The organism is Aurantimicrobium sp. MWH-Uga1, from assembly GCF_003325955.1.
Taxonomy (GTDB): domain Bacteria; phylum Actinomycetota; class Actinomycetes; order Actinomycetales; family Microbacteriaceae; genus Aurantimicrobium.
In genome coordinates this window covers 1590910-1609479 of record NZ_CP030929.1, presented here as the reverse complement: position 1 = coordinate 1609479, position 18570 = coordinate 1590910, and the positions used below count along the sequence as shown (strand labels likewise).

The following is an 18570-nucleotide window of genomic DNA, read 5'->3' as shown; positions in this document are numbered from 1 at the left end:
TCAATGTGAGTTATCCACCGAAGTATGTGTGTTTCACGTGGACCCAGAGCCTCAGGGGTGAAAAGCTGGGGATAACTCTCTCGACCGTATCGAAAACCTGTGGATTAAGGCAACTCCAGTTTTTCAAAAAGAGTGTGTCGTTGCGAAATGTTTCTCCCCCGAGCATCCATAATCTAGGGTTTGTATGTCCTCTGGTTTGACGCAGACGCTTCTAACCTTTAGATTTAATCGGTTGATGCCTTTTGTGCATCCCACTGTTTTGCGCCGCGCAGATATGGCGCGCGACATCACCGTCATGGAGATTGACTTATGAGCAAGAGAACGTTCCAACCAAACAACCGCCGCCGTGCGAAGGTTCATGGCTTCCGTTTGCGTATGCGTACCCGTGCCGGCCGCGCCATCTTGGCTGCTCGCCGCCGCAAGGGCCGCTCCGAACTTTCCGCTTAGTATCGGCCGTGCTCGACCGGGCACACCGATTGGCTTTGCCAACGGACTTCCGTCGAATCATTCGTCGCGGAACGAAACAGACCTCGTCTTTGGTGGTTGCTTATGCAGCCCCGTCTGATCGAGGTCTTTCTCGTTTCGGGATGGTGACTTCTAAGGCTGTAGGTAACGCACCGACAAGAAATCGAATCCGCAGACAGCTTCGCGCAATCGCGTGGGAAGTCAAAGATAACTACAGCGCCGATTTCGTCATTCGGGCTTTACCCACTGCAGCCCAGTCTTCCTGGCAAGAATTACACAGCGATGTACTTCGAGCTATCCACAAGTTAGGAGAACAAGTTCAGTGAAAAAACTGCTTGGTTTTCTTTATTTGTTACCTCGAAACTTCATGATTGTTTTGGCTTTGGCCTATCGAAAACTCATCTCACCACTGTATGGAGACGTCTGTCGGTATTACCCGACGTGTTCACATTATGGACTTCAAGCACTCCAACAACGGGGCCTCATTGTGGGTTCTGGCTTAACCCTGCGTAGGCTAGGAAGGTGCAACCCGTGGGCACTCGGTGGCGTCGATGACGTTCCGCCCGCAAAGCACAAGTTTTTTCGTGTCACAGCACACGGTTTTGTTGTGATGAATGAAGGAAGGGCGTAACGCTCCTATGGATATTATCGGCGCGATTCTGTGGCCAATTAAGTGGGCCATTGAACTTATCTTGGTTTCCTTCCACTGGTTATTCACCAGCCTTGGCATGGATCCCAATGCAGGTGCTACGTGGGTTCTGGCTATCGTCGGCCTCGTAGTTGTCGTTCGCGCCGCGCTGATTCCTGTGTTCGTTAAGCAAATCAAGAGCCAACGAAAGATGCTTGAGATTGCTCCTGAATTGAAGAAAATTCAGGATAAATACAAGGGCAAGAAGGACCAATTCTCTCGCGAAGCGATGTCTCGCGAAACCATGGAGCTATACCGCCGCACGGGAAGCAACCCACTGAGTTCCTGTCTTCCGCTTCTCTTGCAGATGCCCATCTTCTTTGGTCTTTTCTCCGTCTTGAACGATGTCGCCGTCAAAAAGGGTGCCGCCGGAGTGGGGCCCATGAACGAAGAGCTGGCCCAGTCTTTCTACAACGCAAGCCTCTTCGGCATCGCTCCCTTGCACACAACGTTCATGGAAGCGATGAACGCGACTCCTCCAGAAGTAACAGTGATGGTCATCGCTATGTCCATGGTTGTTCTGATGACCGCATCTCAGTTCATTACTCAGCTGCAAATCGTTTCTAAGAACATGTCTGAGGAGACCAAAGCAAGCCCCGCCTTCCGTCAGCAGCGCATTTTGCTGTACATCCTCCCTCTCGTCTTCGCCTTCTCTGGTTTCGCGTTCCCCCTCGGTGTGATGTTCTACTGGCTCGTGTCCAACTTCTGGACCATGGGGCAGCAGTTCATTGTGATTCGCAACATGCCAACTCCTGGTAGCCAGGCAGCGAAAGATCGTGAAGAGCGCCTTGCTCGTCGCGGCAAGCTTCCTAAGGGAACCCCTGAAGTTATTGAGATTGAAGAACCTAAACCAGCACAGCGCGTACAGCCCGTGAGCAAGAACCGCGCTAAGAAGTCCGGAAAGAAGAAATAACCGTGTCTGAAATCGAAGCAAAAGCAGCTCCAACCCTCAAAGACCTCGAAAACGAGGGCGATGTCGCCGCTGATTACATTGAAGAACTTCTTGATATCGCCGATTTGGACGGAGACCTCGACATCGATGCCCGTAATGGTCGTGCCTATGTCTCTGTAACCGCTTCAGAGCAGGGAAACGTTCGAGTACTTTCTCGCCCCGAAACAGTAGCGGCACTGCAAGAACTGACCCGTCTTGCCGTTCAAAACAAGACTGGCCAGTTTTCTCGCCTCATCCTGGATGTCGGTGGCTCACGCCAAACCCGCGAACAGGAACTCGCAGCACTTGTCGACGCAGCAGCGGCTCGTCTGGAAAACGGCGCTTCAGCTGCCGCGCTTCCTCCCATGAGCTCTTATGAACGCAAGCTTGTGCACGATCTTGTGAGTGAACGAGGCCTGGTGTCTCACTCTGACGGCGAGGGCAAAGACCGCCACACCGTCATCACTGCCGGCAAATAGTTTCACGTGAAACAGTGACTCCGGAATTTGAAGCGGAGCCAGCTCAAGCGGCTCAAATATTTGGCGAACACATTGATTTAGCGCGCCAATTTACAGCTAACCTTGCGCAATATGGTGAGGAACTGGGCCTCATTGGCCCACTCGAGCTTCCTCGGCTGTGGACTCGTCACATCCTCAACTGCGCCATTGTTGCGCCACTTCTCCGCGGACGCGTCGGCGACGTAGGAAGTGGAGCGGGCCTGCCTGGCCTCGTTCTTGCTATTGCTCGCCCAGATGTGGACTTTACTCTCATCGAGCCCATGGAGCGCCGAACTGCTTGGCTGAATGATCAGGTAGCCGAACTGGGTCTCACCAACGTCACTGTTGTTCGTGATCGCGCCGAAGACGTCCGCCGCGACGTGTTGCTTGACCAGGTCACAGCACGGGCTGTCAGCGCGTTGAAGAAACTGATCCCCATGACAGCACCGCTGGTTCGCCCTGGCGGAGAACTAGTGTTGATGAAGGGCGCTGGTGCTCAGGCCGAAATTGAGGCGGCTGCCAAGCAAATCAAAGCATTCAAGCTGCATAACGTTGAGGTCCTGACACTGGGCGAGGGGCTCCTCGATGACGTAACGAGGGTGGTTCGGGCTACAGTTGAGTAGATTCGCAATCTCCACCCCACTGAGGTAAAGGTTTCACGTGAAACATCCTGAAGAAACGAGCACAACGTCCCCCGTTGACGTTGATTCGCCGTTGGCTAAGGAGCTCAGTGACCTGACGGCACGACGTCGAATTCTTGACCAAACACCCCCACCACTTCCCCAGCGCCCCCGCGTCTTTACCGTCTCCAACCAAAAGGGTGGAGTGGGTAAAACCACAACCACGGTCAACATTGCAGCAGCTTTAGCTCGCTTTGGTGCCAAAGTGCTCGTCATTGATCTTGATCCTCAGGGAAATGCTTCGACTGCGCTGGGAATTGAACACCATGGTGAAGTCCCCAGTATTTATGACGTACTCGTCGAGGGAAAACCACTCGCAGAAGTTATTCAAAAGAGCACAGAAGAAGGCGAGTTATATTGCGCGCCCTCCAACCTGGACCTCGCTGGCGCAGAACTGCAGATGTATGGTCGTGACCGTCGTGAATACTTATTACGTGACGCGTTGGAACAGCTTTTCGCTCGCCCCGGCAATGACTACAACTACGTGTTTATCGACTGCCCACCCTCATTAGGCCTGCTCACCATTAATGCGTTTACCTGCGCGCGCGAAGTATTAATTCCTATACAGTGCGAGTATTACGCCCTCGAGGGGCTGTCCCAGCTACTCAACACCATAGAGATGATCAATCAGGGCCTCAACCCCTATCTCCAGGTATCCACAATCTTGCTCACGATGTTTGATAGCAGAACCAGATTGGCTCACGAAGTGGCAGAGGATGTGCGCACCCACTTCCCACAGCAAGTGCTTAAGGCTGTCATTCCTCGTGCCGTGCGCGTATCTGAAGCTCCCAGCTATAGTCAGACCGTCGTGAGCTACGACACGATGTCTGTTGGCTCTATTTCTTACATTGAAGCCGCCCACGAGATTGCTCTGCGCGGCGCACCGCCCTCACATCGTCCCCCAGCACAGGAGGCCACACATGGCAACGAATAAGCGCACAGGCTTAGGCCGAGGCATTGGTTCGCTCATTCCCACTGCGCCCAATGCTGAGCGTCCGGTAGATGTCTTTTTCCCCGACCAAACAGCAACAGGCTCCATTCCTGTTGCCGCAGATCAACAGTCAGACTTGGTTGAGGTTCCCGGCGCACGCCTGGCTTACATCTCCCCTAACCTGGTGGTTCCCAACCCACAACAACCCCGTAAAGTATTCAACCCTGAAGACCTTGCTGAACTGGTTCACAGCATTCGTGAAATAGGCATCTTGCAACCCATTGTGGTTCGCAGTATCCCCGGTTCCGACAATTACGAACTCATCATGGGTGAGCGACGTCTGCGTGCGTCGAAAGAAGTGGGCCTCGAGCAAATCCCCGTCATCATCCGTGAGACCGCGGACGAAGACATGCTTCGTGACGCGTTGCTGGAGAACCTGCACCGCTCACAACTCAACCCATTGGAAGAAGCTTCTGCGTACCAGCAACTCATGGCTGACTTCGGAATTACTCAGGAGCAACTCGCTGAGCGCATTGGCCGCTCCCGTCCACAGATCTCAAACACCATCCGTTTGCTACGTCTGCCACCACTTGTTCAAAAGCGGGTGGCTGCCGGTGTTCTCAGTGCCGGTCACGCCCGTGCCATTTTGTCTGTTTCAGACCCTGAGGCCATGCAGCGCCTCGCCGACAAGATTGTTAATGAGGATCTCTCAGTTCGCGCCGCAGAGGCGCTCGCAGGCGAGGCCCCCACAGCAAAGAAGCCCAAGCCCGTAGCGGGAACACGTCGAGGTCACCTCGATGAGATTGCTGAGCGACTCGGAGATCGCCTAGACACTCGTGTAAAAATCCAGCTCAGCGCTAAAAAAGGCCTGATCAGCATCGAATTTGCAACTATCGGCGACCTCAACAGAATCCTCACCGAGCTCGGCGAGACTCCGTTTGGTAGCAACTAGTTTCCACGTGAAACGTTCAAAACTAGGGCACTAGTTTTGAGCTGCGCGGGCGAGTGCTTCGTAGAGTGCGCCCACGTCTACACCGGATGCCTCAATTGCAAGCGGGGCACTAGACGTCTCAGTGAGTCCGGGCAGGGAGTTCGCTTCCAGGAACCAGGGAACCCCGGAGTCATCCACGATGAGGTCGATGCGCGAAATCTGAGAGAGCCCCAGAGTTTCATGCACTGTCACGGCAGCCGAGGCAATCGCGGCTGAAACCTGATCTGACAAGCGAGCAGGGACAAAGAACGTGGTCTCTCCAGCGTTATAGCGGGCCTCAAAGCTATAAACGCCCTCAAGTGGAACTATTTCCACCGCGGGGAGGGCTTGAGCTCCAGAAGGGCCATCAGTGACGGTTAAGGCGACTTCAGTGCCAGAGATGTATTTTTCAATCAGGGCAACGTCGTGATACGTAAATGCATCCACCATCGCGCGCGGGAGGTCTTCTGCCTTGGTCACAATTGAAACACCCTGCGCAGAACCGCCTGATGCAGGCTTAACAACGACATGATTTCCCAGTTCAGAGCCAATTAACTGCAAAACTGAACCAGCACCAAGTTCACGAAACGCTTCACGCGCAATAGTCAGAGAAGGTGCCGTGGCTACTCCAGCACGCGACACCAGAGTTTTAGCAACCGGCTTTGACCAGGCCAATCGAGCTGCCTGAGCAGAAGGGCCAACATAGGCATATCCAGCAGCTCTGAGCAGATCAAGAATCGCACCGTCTTCCCCGCTTGCCCCGTGTAATGCGGGCCACACAACATCTGGCTTGAGCGAGGCAAGGGTGGCAAACAAAGAAGCATCAGGGTCAATGATGGTCACAGTGTGACCGCGAGCAATCAGCGCATCGGCAACACGTCGACCAGAGCGTAACGATACTTCACGCTCGTGAGAGATTCCACCGGAAAGAACCGCAATGGTGAGAGAAGACAAAGTGGCCTCGTTTCCTAGCTGAGATCTGGTGGTGGAGCAATGACGTTATCGTCACCGGGAGAAGCAATGAGAGAACCCGTGCCGGCAAAATCAGCGAGCAGGTCAAGTTCGCCGCGAATGACCGTGGCAAGACGTCGAATACCGATTCTGATGTTCTCTGGTGGGGGATAGCAGAAAGACAGCCGTATGTTGTGTCGACCTGTGCCGTCGGCAAAGAATGCGGTACCCGGTGTGTAGGCAACCAATTCTGAGACGGCACGAGGCAACATCGCCTTGGAATCGAGGTTTTCCGGCAGTGTGCACCAGATGTAAAACCCACCGTTGGGAACATTCCAACTCAAATCTGGCAAATACTCATTCAGTGCATCCAACATTGCATCGCGACGTTCCTTGTAGACCCCGCGGAATGTTTCGATCTGGCCTTTCCAGTCTGCTTGGCTCAAATATTCACTAATCACCATTTGGCTAAATGAACTGGGGCACAAAATTGCTGATTCTGCAGCTAAAACGAGCTTTTCTCGGATGGCGTGGGGAGCTAAAGCCCACCCCACGCGGAAACCGGGAGCCAATGTCTTGGAGAACGACCCCAAATAGATCACACCGTCTTCGTTCAAGGAACGAATGGCAGGAGGAACATCCCCTTCAAAGGAGAGCAAACCGTAGGGGTTGTCTTCCAAGATGAGAATGCCGTTGTCCTGACAAATCTGAAGAATTTCCGGACGACGCTCAGCAGAAAGAGTCACACCAGCAGGGTTGTGGAAATTCGGGATTGTGTAGAGGAACTTGATGGTGCGACCAGAAGCCTTAACCTCAGAAATTGCCTCACGTAGCTTGTCGGGAATAAGGCCGTGCTCGTCCATGAGGACGTGCACGACATCGGCTTGATAACTGCGAAAAACACCGATAGCGCCAACATAACTGGGAGCTTCAGCAAGAATCACGTCACCGGGATCAATAAACAACTTGGTGACCAAATCCAGAGCTTGCTGGCTCCCGGTGGTCACAACAACGTCGTCAACAGAGGCACTAATGCCTTCAAGGGCCATGATTTCAAGGATCTGCTCACGCAACGCAGGAATTCCTTGACCCGACCCGTATTGCATCGCCATCGGGCCGTTCTCACTCATGACCTTCTCGAGAGCACCGTTGACTAACGACTCAGGAAGCGCCCGAACATAGGGCATTCCGCCGGCCAAGGAGACAACTTCGGGGCGTGAGGCAACAGCGAAAAGCGCGCGCACTTCAGAGGCGCTCAGACCGGAGGTTCGGCTGGCGTAATGATTGAACCAGGGGTCAAGGTTGATTTCTTGACCCGTCTCGTTAGTCTCGGCCACACACACAATCGTAGTTGGGAAAAACTGGGGTTAAATGCAGGTGGCCGCCGGGCTCAAACCCGACGGCCACCTGATGAGAAGCGAGTTAGCCGATAAAGTCGGCGAGATCGTGCTCAAGAGCAGGCTTGGGCTTAGCTCCAATGATGGTCTTTGCAACCTCACCGTTGACGAAAACCTTCATCGCAGGAATTGAGGTGATTTGATAGGCCATAGCTGTCTGTGGGTTCTCATCCACGTTGAGCTTGACGATTTCTAACTTGTCACCGTGCTCAGCACGAAGCTGGTCAAGGATGGGCCCTACGGCGCGGCAAGGGCCACACCATTCTGCCCAGAAGTCCACGAGAACAGGCTTAGTGCTCTTGAGGACGTCTGCGTCAAAGCTTGCGTCAGTTACTGCGGGTGCTGCAGACATGATTTCTCCTTAGTCGTCAAACGTTGCTTAGTTGTTTGCAGCCTGTGCGAGGGTTTCGACAGGAAGTGATTGGAGGTAGTGCTCGGCGTCTAGCGCTGCGACAGTTCCACTGGCGGCAGCAGTGACAGCCTGGCGGTATGTGGGGTCAATGACGTCACCTGCCGCAAAAACACCGGTCAGGTTGGTCTTGGAGGTTCGACCCTGGACGGCAATAGTTCCTTCAGGTGTGAGGTCGAGCTGCCCATGAATGAGCTGGGTACGAGGGTCATTACCAATGGCAATGAAGAGCCCGTCGAGGGGGAGTTCGCTGAGGTCACCAGTGACGGTGTTTTTGAGAGTTACTGACGTCAGGTTGTTCTCACCATTGATGGAATCAATAGTCGAGTTCCACAGAAATTCAATCTTGGGGTTTGCGTGTGCACGATCCTGCATGATCTTGGAGGCGCGCAGTGTCTCTGACCGGTGAATGACATAAACCTTGTCAGCAAAACGGGTGAGGAAGTTAGCTTCTTCCATAGCGGAGTCGCCACCGCCAACGATGGCAACGGTCTTCTGGCGGAAGAAGAAGCCGTCGCAGGTTGCACACCAGGAAACTCCGTGACCGGAGAGGCGGTCTTCGCCCTCCAAGCCAAGCTTGCGATACGCAGATCCGGTAGCAAAAATCACAGAAAGCGCTTCAAAAGTCTGACCGCCACCGGTTACTACGCGCTTGACGTCACCGGAGAGTTCAACACTGACAACATCATCGAGAAGAACTTCAGCACCGAATTTTTCAGCCTGCTCCTGCATCTTCATCATCAGGTCGGGACCCATGATTCCCTCAGGGAAGCCGGGGAAGTTCTCAACCTCAGTGGTGTTCATCAGTTCACCGCCTGCTTCGACGGAGCTGGCAATGACGAGGGGCTTAAAGTTCGCGCGTGCAGCATAAATCGCAGCGGTGTATCCGGCAGGGCCGGAACCAATAATGATGACTTGACGCACGAGGCACTCCTAGAAAGCGGCAATTTCAGCCGAAAGTAAGGCAATGAGTAGAACTCAGTCTACTGTCGGAATATTCCCGAAACGGGGTTATCGGCTCAGGCGAGACCGTAATTGAGCAAACAATTGGTGAACTTCCTTCACCCGCATGATCCACAACACGAGCACGAAGACTCCGGTCACAACCAGGCCAATTCCTGCCATGGCCACGATTGCGTTAATGATGCTTTCTTGGGCAAAACCGGTGGCTGTCAGCGACCCGAACTGGTTACTGACAATCAACCCAATGAATCCAGCTATGGCAGCGGCAATGTAGCCACGCACTGCCGTGCTGGCTATGCCACTTCGACGAACCTCAGGAAGAGTTTTTCGCAGCACCACCCAGGTCACTATGGCTTGAATAATGACGGAGATGGCCAGTGAGGTACACACTGCCAAGGTAATCACGGTGACGTAAATCTGAGAGCTCAGCAAAATGAGCACAACATAGACACCGACCTGCAACACTGTGAGCCAAAACATCAAGGGCGCTTTGCCTTGAACGAGGAAGATGCGGAACATGACATACACCGCACTAAAGGCCGGCAGGCCAAGCACCAGCACCATGATCAGCCAGCCCAGGTTGATTACGGAAAGAAAGTTCTCGCTGAAAATGCGTGACAGGGGAAAAGCCACAGCCAATAATCCGGCAGCAGCCCAGCAGATAAACAAACCAATTTGGCGAAGAGCGGTGGACGCATCACGAGCCATGCCTTCACGATTCCCTGCTGCGTAGTCTTTGCTCATTCGTGTGAAGTAGACCGTGCCCATTGAGACAGCAATGATCGAGTGCGGCAGCAGGAAAATCAGCCACGCCGTGGTCATGGTGAACACTGACGCTCCTTGGCCTGAAGCAAGTGCGACCACGTTGGTTTGAACAATGATGCTGAGCTGAGTCAGCAGCACAACACCAAAGGTCCAGCCGACCATCTTGCCGGTTTCTCGAAGGCCAACACCGCGCCAGACAAAATCTGGCGCAAAGCTCAGCCCATTCTTCTTCCAGAAGACCGTCAGAATCAGCGCTTGAGCAGCCACGCCCGCCGTCGCACTTCCCGCTAACATCGCAACCATGGCAGGGGTCCAATCCACAACACTGCGCTCGCCAGCGGTATCAACACCGAACAACAGCATGAAAGCGACGATGCCCAGAATTCCAACAACGTTGTTCAGGGCGGGTGCCCACGTGAAGGGCCCAAAGGAGCCGCGAGCATTGAGAACCTCACCGAGGATTGTGTATAGCCCATAGAAGAAAATCTGAGGCAAACACCAGTAGGCGAAGGCGGTTGCCAACGCAAGCTGGTCTGCTGACCACTGGGTTGCATAGAGCGTGATGAGTACCGGCGCAGCGAACATGGCTACCGCGGTGACACCCAGCAAAACCAGGATGGTCATCGTCATGAGCTTGTTGACGTAGCCGGCACCACCATCGCTGTGGCTGGCAGATTTCACGATGGCCGGAACCAAAGTGGCGGTGAGCACACCGCCTGAAACCAACACATAGATGCTATTGGGCATCTGGTTCGCTACCGCGAACGCATCGGCTCCAGCACTGGCAACAACGCCCAAAGCTTGGGCCAAAATAATGGCCTTGAAGAATCCCAACGCACGAGAGACAACCGTGCCGGAGCCGAGGAGGACGCTTGCACGACCAACCGAGGCCTGAGGATTAGACATCTTCTGATTGTCCCTGCTTACGGCGGCGAAGTGTGCGAATCACACCGGCAGTAATCAAACCCACGAAAGCAATTCCCACGGCTGTGAGCCCCCAGGTTTCCCAGTCGGCACGCACATTCACAGGAATTCCAACGGGTTGCCCCACGGGAACACCCTCAATCGAGCGCAACGTGACAGTCAAAATGGCGCTGCCATTTCCCACCTGTGCTTGCACAGGGATCCGGGCTTTAGCTTGGGATTCAGGCTGAATGGTGATGGTTTCTTCACCGTTGACCAACAGGCGGCCATTGTTGGGGTCAGCATTGACGACAACGGTTACCGCCTGAGTCAAGGCGTTGTTGACCGAGATCGGAATATTGGCCTGCCCACCCACCATGTTGATGGTGCTGCTGGTGACCACACTCACCGAGTTGAGCAGTTTCTCGGTCGATGCAGTGTGGGCAGCGACTGCGCTACCCCATTCGGGGTCTCCTAACCACGAAACCGATAGCACGGCAGCTAGATCACGAGCCGCAGGGCTTGTAATCAAGCTGGGATCTTCTGCAATTGTCGAAAACGACGAAACCTGAGCATTCTGCCCCAAAAGAGTGCGAACGGCGCCAACACGTTCCTCAGACTCGGGGGAGTCCACAAGCGTCAGTTCCGTTGTGGCAGAACCCAATCCAGTAGATACAGAACCTGAGGTTACCCACGGCAGCCCCGCGAGAGAATCGAGCATTTGGCCGGTTTTACTCAAGCCCGTGATGGAGAAGCTTCGAGGCAGCCCGGCATACACAGCACCCTCAGCTGCGGGGTCGAGCGCAGCTGCTGCAAGGTAGGAAGCTCCCCGTGAAACGTCGTCATGAGACAGCGCTGAACTCAACCCTGCGTTAGTGACCACAGCCGGCATTCCAGAAACAATTCCAGTAGAAGCTGTCTTTGCAAGGTTCTGCGAAGAAAGAATCACCTGAGAGAACCCATTTGCTGAGAAAATTCCCAGATCAGAGCCAGAAACGGTGCCGCCAGCAGGCCATGCTAAAGAACTCAATCGCGGAGCAAAAGCTACCGAGGTGACCTCTGAAACACCGGGGGTTGGCGCGGGAGTGGCGCTCGACGTCGACACAGCAGCAATAGCCGAAATATCTGTCGTGATTGGCGCCAGTAGCGTAGGTGATCCGGCTTGAGCCTGGGCAGAAATATCTGCGTTGGCATAAGGCAGCAGGAACGATTCGTTCGGCAGCGCTTTGAGCTGATTAAGCCACAACTGAACACTTTCAGGAATCGTGTCACCCACAGCAGCAATCGAGGCGATGATGCGCGGGTCGACTCCGAGGGTAACGGAGCGACCTTGAGCCAGTTGAAGCTGGCGTGTGAGAACTCCGCTGGGGCTGGTGAGCTCAACGAGCTTTTGGGTGCTGAGCACTCCGGCGGAATCTGCCGGGGGAACAAGGGCCAAGATTGTGGTCATCGCCGCAGGGGAGGGAGCTGTTCCTGCCGTCCAAACAAATGAAGAACGAGCACTCGCTGTGCTGACGCCGGAAACCTGATAGTCAGCAGCTAGACCACGAGGACCCCACAATGAACCAAAGCGACCAGAGGCCAAAGGAAGCTCCGCACTGACTATCACCTTTGCTCCAGCAGCAACCGCAGGAACGTCGAAAGTAGCCAGGAATCGGCCCGTTTGTTCAGTGTCACTGGAGGAATACCACTGATCCACATCTGAGAGCGTGTTCAGCACCCCAGAAGGCGCAGTAATCGTGACCTCTCCCGGGGGAATCTCCTCGGTACCCTCGTTAGTCACAGTGACACTTGTTAGCAAGGTTTCACCCGGCCCCGCACTGACAGCAGAGGGCGTTAGCGTGAGAGAAACCTCGTTTGATGCCTTGGCACTAGGTTGGAACCCCGTCACCATGAGTGCCGCGACAAGAAGAGCCCCGCACCATCGCACCAACAGTGCACCCAGTGATGCACGGTTGTCTCGTGAAATCACTGCAGAGGGCATCCTGCCATTGTAGGCGTCGCAACCGGGATACCGCCCGATGCTCCCCGTAGAATGACGGGAAATGCACAGCGCCGCCTCAGCAATCGAATCAATTACTCGTTTGAGTACTTCGCCCAGCGTTTCACGCCTGGCGAAAGCCTTTGCCGATGCCGGATATGAGCTGGCGCTAGTGGGTGGCCCCGTCCGCGATGCTTTTCTCGGCCACGACGTGCATGACCTCGACTTCACGACGAATGCCCGCCCCGATGACATTTTGCGCATCGTGGAACCCATCTCCGAAGCACAGTGGGATATCGGCCGCGACTTTGGCACCATCGGCGCTCAGATTGCCGGCGAGAAGGTGGAAATCACCACTTATCGAGCAGATCAATATGACGGAAAGACGCGTAAACCAGAGGTTGCTTTTGGTGACAGCCTTGAAGAAGACCTGATTAGGCGAGATTTCCGTGTCAACGCGATGGCCGTCCGTTTACCCCAGCTCATTCTTGTTGACCCCTCCGGCGGGGTGGAGGACCTCCAAGCGAAGATTCTTCGCGCACCAAAATCGGCAGAAGTTTCGTTCACCGAAGACCCCCTGCGCATGATGCGCGCAGCACGGTTTGCCTCTCAACTCGGATTCCACCCCGACGAGGAAACTGAGTGGGCAATGACAGAGTTCGCCGGTGCCATTGAGAACATTTCTGCTGAACGTGTAAACGAAGAACTGTGCAAACTCCTGCAAACAGATCACCCTCGTGCAGGCATTGAGCTCCTAGTCAGTACAGGCATTGCAGCGATTGTGCTACCTGAGATTCCCGCACTTCGCCTCGAAGTGGATGAACACCATCACCACAAGGATGTGTATGAGCACAGCCTGACGGTACTCGAACAAGCCATCGACTTGGAGAAGGAACGAAACCCAGGCGAACCCGCTGATGTGACATTGCGGCTTGCAGCTCTCCTGCACGACATCGGCAAGCCAGCCACCAGACAGTTGGAACCCGGTGGCGCTGTGAGCTTCCACCACCATGACCTTGTGGGTGCCAAGCTGGCAACCAAGCGCATGAAGGCCCTGCGTTTTGACAAAGAAACCACCCAGAATGTGGCCAGGCTCATTGAATTGCACCTGCGTTTCTTTGGTTATTCAGATGCTGCCTGGAGCGATTCGGCTGTGCGCAGATATGCCCGCGACGCCGGGGATCTGTTGGACCGCCTGCACATTCTCACCCGCGCAGATGTCACCACACGCAATAAACGCAAGGCAGATCGCCTCGCCTTTGCCTATGACGATTTAGAACAGCGAATCGCTGAACTGTCCGAGGCAGAAGAGCTTGCCGCCATACGTCCCGACCTCAACGGTGAAGAAATCATGGAAATCCTCGGCATTCCAGCTGGGCGTGAGGTTGGCGAGGCCTATAACTATCTGCTCAACCTGCGACTAGATGAGGGGCCTTTGGGTGCCGAGGTCGCTCGCGAACGCCTTCTCCAGTGGTGGGCAAACCGCTAGATTGAGCGGAAGTTGGACCAGCTCCGATTGGCTTAAAGCTTCGAGCCGGTCTAGACTGGGGAAGTTGTCTGTGCGCCGGAAGTATCCGGCCTCCTCAGATGGCACATGCACAACCCTCCTGATACAGACCGTCTGTATCCGTTTTAGTCCGAAGGAGGTGGGTTAGTCATGCATCAGTATGAGTTGATGGTTATCCTCGATCCAGAGATCGACGAGCGCACCGTAGCTCCCAGCCTTGACAAGTTCCTCAACGTCATTCGTAACGATGGTGGAACCATCGAGAACGTTGACATCTGGGGCAAGCGTCGCTTGGCTTACGAAATCAACAAGAAGTCCGAGGGCATCTACGCCGTCGTCAACTTCACTTCAAGCGCCGACGCAACTGTCGAGCTTGACCGCCAGCTGAAGCTTTCTGAAGCTGTTATGCGTACCAAAGTTCTGCGTGCAGAGGAAGCCATTGCGATGGTTGCCGCTGCGGCAAAGCTCGCTGACGAGAAGGCTGCCCGCAAGGCCGCTGCTCCCGCCAAGGCTTCGAAGGACGCGTAAGTAACATGGCCGGCGAAACAGTCATCACCGTGGTGGGTAACCTCACGAGTGACCCCGAACTGCGTTACACGCAGAACGGACTCGCAGTCGCCAACTTCACCATCGCCTCTACTCCGCGCAACTTCGATCGCGCATCAAACGAGTGGAAGGATGGCGAGGCTCTCTTCCTTCGTGCCAGCGTATGGCGCGAGTTTGCCGAGCATGTCGCAGGAAGCCTGACCAAGGGTTCTCGCGTTATTGCAACTGGTCGACTCAAGCAGCGCTCATACGAGACCAAGGAAGGCGAAAAGCGAACCACAATCGAACTTGAAGTAGATGAGATCGGTCCTTCGCTTCGCTACGCCACGGCAACTGTGAGCCGCGCGGCATCCGCAGGTCGTCCAGGTGTCCCTGCAGGCAATGACGAACCTTGGGGTTCGCCAACCGCTCCTGCAGCAGACCCATGGAACACCCCCGGTATCCCCGCAGACGATACGCCGTTCTAAACAACCCCTTGAGCTTCAGCTCACGCTGAGCTCATCAACATAAATTTACGAAAGTTAGGTAATCATGGCTGGAAAAGCTAGCGGCGGAGCCCGCAAGCCACTCCGCGGTGGCAAGGGCGCAAAGGCTCTCGCACCTGCGAAGGCAATCCGCGTTGGTGTGATCGACTACAAGGACGTCGCAACCCTTCGCAAGTTCGTTTCTGAGCGTGGAAAGATCCGCGCTCGCCGTATCACCGGTGTTTCTGTCCAGGAGCAGCGCCTCATCGCCAAGGCAGTTAAGAACGCCCGCGAGATGGCTCTTCTTCCCTACGCAGGCGCTGGCCGCTAAGGAGTCCCCACATGTCTAAGTTAATTCTGACGAATGAAGTCTCCGGTGTTGGTTCTGCTGGTGACGTTGTCGAGGTAAAGAACGGTTACGCACGTAACTACCTCATCCCTCAGGGACTTGCTGTTGCATGGTCTCGTGGTGGCGAGAAGCAGGTTGAGCAGATTCGTGCTGCTCGCACCGCACGCGAACTCGCAACCCTCGAAGAGGCACAGGCACTCAAGGCAAAGATCGAAGGCAACAAGGTCAAGCTTGCTGTCAAGGTAGGCCGTGACGGTCGTCTCTTTGGTTCGGTCAAGACCGATCACATTGCTGCTGCAGTTGAGAGCGCCGGTGTTGGCGTTATCGACAAGCGCAAGATCGAAATCGCGAACCCCATCAAGTTCACTGGTGAGCACGAAGCAACCGTTCGTCTGCGTGACGACATCGTTGCAACCATCACCATTCAGGTTGTTGCTGCAAAGTAACTTCTGATTAGAACCCGAGAGGGCGAAAAGCCGTGGCTTTTCGCCCTCTTTTTTATTGATTTCGCCAGATGATGTACTCCTTTTTGGGGTACAACGCAAGACCTAGTGGGGTCATATTTATGCACAAACTCATGGATTTTCCCCAAGTTTAAACACATGCTTGAAGGAAGTTAATGTTCACACCCGTGTATAACTAAAAACCCAGCTCAGATTAGATTTATTGGGTAAACTTTTTCCTTCACCCACAGCGTTATCCCCAGCTTATGAACAGACTCTCCGGCGTTTCACAGGTTTCATACACAGAGTTATCCACAGGCTTATTTGGTTGGTTCTTGTGCTGTTCATACTCTTGGTAGAGACCCCTTAATAGGCTTCAATTCCAGGCCAGTGTCGGTGGGGAGCGATACAACTGAACTATCCCCTCTAGTATCAACAGGAAGGACCGTGATCATGTCGATTGCGCACCTCGGTTCTCCATCCGACTCTCGTGAAAACTGGCAGGGTGAACGGACTCCTCCGCATGATCTTCTTGCGGAGCAAAGCGCTCTTGGCGGCATGCTGCTCAGCAAAGACGCTGTTGCAGACGTCGTCGAGATACTTCGTGGAAATGACTTCTACATTCCTAAGCATGAAGTCATTTTTGATGCAATCCTCTCCCTGTATTCGCATGGGGAGCCAACCGATGTCATTACTGTCACAGACGAGCTGACAAAGACCGGCGAACTCGGTCGCGCAGGTGGCGCGGAATACCTGCACACACTCACTTCACTCGTTCCCACCGCAGCTAACGCTGGTTATTACGCCAACATTGTTTCGGAACGAGCACTTCTTCGCCGTCTCGTTGAAGCAGGAACCCGAATCGTTCAGATGGGATATGCCGGAGAAGGTGAAGCTGTTGACCTCGTCAACACCGCCCAGGCTGAGATTTACCAAGTCACCGGTTCAGTTGAAGCTGAGGACTACGTACCACTTACCGAGGCAGTGGACACAGCCATTGAAGAAATTGAAGCTGCCAAGGGTCGTGACGGTCAGATGACCGGTGTTCCCACCGGCTTCGCCGATCTTGACGAGCTGACCAACGGTTTCCACCCCGGCCAGCTCATCATCGTCGCAGCACGTCCTGCGCTGGGTAAATCAACACTGGCCCTGGACTTCTGCCGCGCAGCATCAATTAAGAACAACCTCCCCGCAATTTTCTTTTCCCTCGAAATGGGTAAGTCAGAGATCGCAATGCGTCTTCTCTCGGCAGAAGCATCCGTTCCACTGCAAAACATGCGTAAGGGAACCGTTGATAATCGCGACTGGACCACTATTGCCAGCACGCGTGGCCGCATCAATGATGCCCCGTTCTACATCGACGACAGCCCCAACCTCACTCTGGTTGAGATTCGTGCGAAATGCCGCCGTCTCAAGCAAAAAGTTGGTTTGAAGATGGTTGTCATTGACTACCTGCAGCTGATGACCTCCGGCAAGAAGGTAGAAAACCGTCAGCAGGAAGTTTCGGAATTCTCTCGTGCGCTGAAGCTCATGGCTAAAGAGCTCCAGGTTCCTGTGATTGCGCTTTCGCAGCTCAACCGTGGACCGGAACAACGTGCCGACAAGAAGCCAGCAATTAGCGACCTGCGTGAATCTGGATCGTTGGAGCAGGACGCGGACATGGTGATTCTTCTGCACCGTGAAAGTGCATACGAAAAAGAAAATCCTCGTGCAGGTGAGGCCGATTTCATTGTTGCCAAGCACCGTAACGGCCCAACCGCAACAATCACGGTTGGATTCCAGGGTCACCTCTCGCGCTTTGCCGATATGCCTAAGGTTTAGCCGAAAAAGACTTCCACAATTCGCCCGTAGAATTGACGCGTGGCTATCGCTGAGACTTCTGCGCCCCGCTTGGGCAATGCACTGATTCTGCGCGCCATCCCCACGCTGATCGCCGCTCTGGTCATTACCTTCTCGCGGAACCACGCGCCGGTAGTCGGGCTTGCTGTTTTTGTTGGTTTTGGTTTCCTTCTCGCCGCGGTGATGCTGTTCACTGTCATGAGCGTTCCTCTTGAAGGGCTCAACAAAAAACTCTTTGGGGCGCACGCGATTGTCACAGCAGTGGCTGCAGCCGTTGCTGCAGCCAGCCTCAACGGTGGGCTTCCCACACTCATCTTGGTTATCAGCATCTGGGCCGCGCTGACTGCAGCACTTGAGTTGTATGCCGGATATCGTGAGCAGAACCGAACAATTGCTAAAGAATGGCTCACTATCGGCGCCTTCACAGCTGTCTTAGCCATTATTGAAGCAGCCGTTCCACTCAACGATGTCTATGCGGTGGGTCTCTTTGGAGCCTACGCTGCCATGGTTGGCGTGTTCCAAGTTATTGCAGGTATTTCTCTGCGCACCGATTCCCCACTCAAGAACGAGGTTGCCTCATGACCACCCCCACGCTCCGTGACCGACTCAAGCCCTTCGAGCTCATTGTTGTGTCCGCAGTATTAGGGCTCTTTACAGGCCTCGTTGTGATGATGGTTTCCCGCGATTGGATTTTGAGCGCGGTGAGCTTTGGAATCGCTTTTATTGTTGCCCTGGTGGCAATGGCCATGTTTGTTTTAGCTATCAAGCCCAACAAACGTGAGCTATTGGACATCGAAGAACTCGATGGCTCTGCTGAGAAATCAGCCCACTAACTGCTCAACACAACAGCGTTAGCAAGGCCGAGCCCCTGCCCAAAACCCAGAGTTTCCC

General features: G+C 54.4%; 22 protein-coding genes. 16 read left to right on the top strand and 6 right to left on the bottom strand.

Going from position 1 to position 18570, the window contains the following annotated elements; genetic code table 11:
• Positions 1 to 309: 309 nt before the first annotated feature.
• Genes rpmH through AURUGA1_RS07975 form a run of 8 tightly spaced genes read left to right on the top strand, consistent with a single transcriptional unit; the run spans position 310 to position 5144 of the window.
• On the top strand, positions 310 to 447 hold the full coding sequence (gene rpmH / locus AURUGA1_RS08010; RefSeq protein WP_096382907.1) for a 50S ribosomal protein L34: 138 nt from the start codon (positions 310 to 312) through the stop codon (positions 445 to 447).
• Between the two features lie 8 nt (positions 448 to 455).
• Positions 456 to 791: a ribonuclease P protein component gene (gene rnpA, locus AURUGA1_RS08005; RefSeq protein WP_114129653.1), complete on the top strand. Its 336-nt coding sequence runs from the start codon at positions 456 to 458 to the stop codon at positions 789 to 791.
• Between the two features lie 41 nt (positions 792 to 832).
• Positions 833 to 1096 carry a membrane protein insertion efficiency factor YidD gene (gene yidD / locus AURUGA1_RS08000; protein WP_205214683.1) on the top strand — a complete coding sequence of 88 codons (264 nt, stop codon included), beginning with the start codon at positions 833 to 835 and terminating at the stop codon, positions 1094 to 1096.
• Between the two features lie 7 nt (positions 1097 to 1103).
• Entirely contained in the window at positions 1104 to 2066 is a 963-nt protein-coding gene (yidC, locus tag AURUGA1_RS07995; protein WP_114129651.1) for a membrane protein insertase YidC, read from the top strand.
• 2 nt (positions 2067 to 2068) lie between these two features.
• Positions 2069 to 2563, top strand: coding sequence for a R3H domain-containing nucleic acid-binding protein (locus tag AURUGA1_RS07990; protein ID WP_114129650.1), 495 nt, complete (start codon positions 2069 to 2071; stop codon positions 2561 to 2563).
• 14 nt (positions 2564 to 2577) lie between these two features.
• Complete coding sequence (gene rsmG / locus AURUGA1_RS07985) at positions 2578 to 3204, top strand: 16S rRNA (guanine(527)-N(7))-methyltransferase RsmG (protein WP_114129649.1); 627 nt, start codon at positions 2578 to 2580, stop codon at positions 3202 to 3204.
• A gap of 37 nt (positions 3205 to 3241) precedes the next feature.
• Positions 3242 to 4195: a ParA family protein gene (locus tag AURUGA1_RS07980; RefSeq protein WP_114129648.1), complete on the top strand. Its 954-nt coding sequence runs from the start codon at positions 3242 to 3244 to the stop codon at positions 4193 to 4195.
• Entirely contained in the window at positions 4182 to 5144 is a 963-nt protein-coding gene (locus AURUGA1_RS07975) for a ParB/RepB/Spo0J family partition protein (protein WP_114129647.1), read from the top strand. Before AURUGA1_RS07980 ends, AURUGA1_RS07975 begins: the two co-directional genes overlap by 14 nt.
• A 30-nt stretch (positions 5145 to 5174) precedes the next feature.
• On the opposite strand, the gene AURUGA1_RS07970 is transcribed toward AURUGA1_RS07975, so the two are convergent.
• The 6 genes from AURUGA1_RS07970 to AURUGA1_RS07945 all read right to left on the bottom strand — a co-directional run bounded on the left by AURUGA1_RS07970 (position 5175) and on the right by AURUGA1_RS07945 (position 12534).
• Positions 5175 to 6116: a D-alanine--D-alanine ligase gene (locus tag AURUGA1_RS07970; protein WP_114129646.1), complete on the bottom strand. Its 942-nt coding sequence runs from the start codon at positions 6114 to 6116 to the stop codon at positions 5175 to 5177.
• Between the two features lie 14 nt (positions 6117 to 6130).
• Positions 6131 to 7450 carry a PLP-dependent aminotransferase family protein gene (locus tag AURUGA1_RS07965; RefSeq protein WP_114129645.1) on the bottom strand — a complete coding sequence of 440 codons (1320 nt, stop codon included), beginning with the start codon at positions 7448 to 7450 and terminating at the stop codon, positions 6131 to 6133.
• 85 nt (positions 7451 to 7535) lie between these two features.
• Positions 7536 to 7862 (bottom strand): thioredoxin, encoded by a 327-nt coding sequence (gene trxA, locus AURUGA1_RS07960; protein WP_096382929.1) that lies wholly within the window; start codon positions 7860 to 7862, stop codon positions 7536 to 7538.
• 27 nt (positions 7863 to 7889) lie between these two features.
• A complete protein-coding gene (trxB, locus tag AURUGA1_RS07955) occupies positions 7890 to 8843 on the bottom strand; it encodes a thioredoxin-disulfide reductase (RefSeq protein ID WP_114129644.1) in 954 nt (317 codons plus the stop codon).
• An 87-nt stretch (positions 8844 to 8930) separates the two neighbouring features.
• The gene (gene murJ / locus AURUGA1_RS07950; protein WP_114129643.1) at positions 8931 to 10553 is read right to left on the bottom strand and encodes a murein biosynthesis integral membrane protein MurJ; all 1623 of its coding nucleotides are present in this window, start codon (positions 10551 to 10553) and stop codon (positions 8931 to 8933) included.
• Positions 10546 to 12534 (bottom strand): DUF6049 family protein, encoded by a 1989-nt coding sequence (locus tag AURUGA1_RS07945; RefSeq protein ID WP_114129642.1) that lies wholly within the window; start codon positions 12532 to 12534, stop codon positions 10546 to 10548. The genes murJ and AURUGA1_RS07945 overlap by 8 nt, the downstream gene beginning before the upstream one ends.
• A gap of 61 nt (positions 12535 to 12595) precedes the next feature.
• On the opposite strand from AURUGA1_RS07945, the gene AURUGA1_RS07940 reads away from it, so the two are divergent.
• The 8 genes from AURUGA1_RS07940 (at position 12596) to AURUGA1_RS07905 (ending at position 18512) form a co-directional block, all read left to right on the top strand.
• Entirely contained in the window at positions 12596 to 14020 is a 1425-nt protein-coding gene (locus AURUGA1_RS07940; RefSeq protein WP_114129641.1) for a CCA tRNA nucleotidyltransferase, read from the top strand.
• 168 nt (positions 14021 to 14188) lie between these two features.
• Complete coding sequence (gene rpsF, locus AURUGA1_RS07935) at positions 14189 to 14566, top strand: 30S ribosomal protein S6 (RefSeq protein ID WP_096382942.1); 378 nt, start codon at positions 14189 to 14191, stop codon at positions 14564 to 14566.
• A 5-nt stretch (positions 14567 to 14571) separates the two neighbouring features.
• The gene (locus tag AURUGA1_RS07930; RefSeq protein ID WP_096382945.1) at positions 14572 to 15051 is read left to right on the top strand and encodes a single-stranded DNA-binding protein; all 480 of its coding nucleotides are present in this window, start codon (positions 14572 to 14574) and stop codon (positions 15049 to 15051) included.
• Between the two features lie 64 nt (positions 15052 to 15115).
• Positions 15116 to 15379, top strand: a complete 264-nt coding sequence (gene rpsR, locus AURUGA1_RS07925) for a 30S ribosomal protein S18 (RefSeq protein ID WP_096382948.1) — start codon at positions 15116 to 15118, stop codon at positions 15377 to 15379.
• Between the two features lie 11 nt (positions 15380 to 15390).
• Positions 15391 to 15843, top strand: a complete 453-nt coding sequence (rplI, locus tag AURUGA1_RS07920; RefSeq protein WP_096382950.1) for a 50S ribosomal protein L9 — start codon at positions 15391 to 15393, stop codon at positions 15841 to 15843.
• A gap of 450 nt (positions 15844 to 16293) precedes the next feature.
• Positions 16294 to 17661, top strand: a complete 1368-nt coding sequence (dnaB, locus tag AURUGA1_RS07915; RefSeq protein ID WP_096382952.1) for a replicative DNA helicase — start codon at positions 16294 to 16296, stop codon at positions 17659 to 17661.
• 39 nt (positions 17662 to 17700) lie between these two features.
• Entirely contained in the window at positions 17701 to 18261 is a 561-nt protein-coding gene (locus AURUGA1_RS07910; RefSeq protein WP_114129640.1) for a hypothetical protein, read from the top strand.
• Positions 18258 to 18512, top strand: coding sequence for a hypothetical protein (locus tag AURUGA1_RS07905; protein WP_114129639.1), 255 nt, complete (start codon positions 18258 to 18260; stop codon positions 18510 to 18512). Before AURUGA1_RS07910 ends, AURUGA1_RS07905 begins: the two co-directional genes overlap by 4 nt.
• Positions 18513 to 18570: the final 58 nt, after the last annotated feature.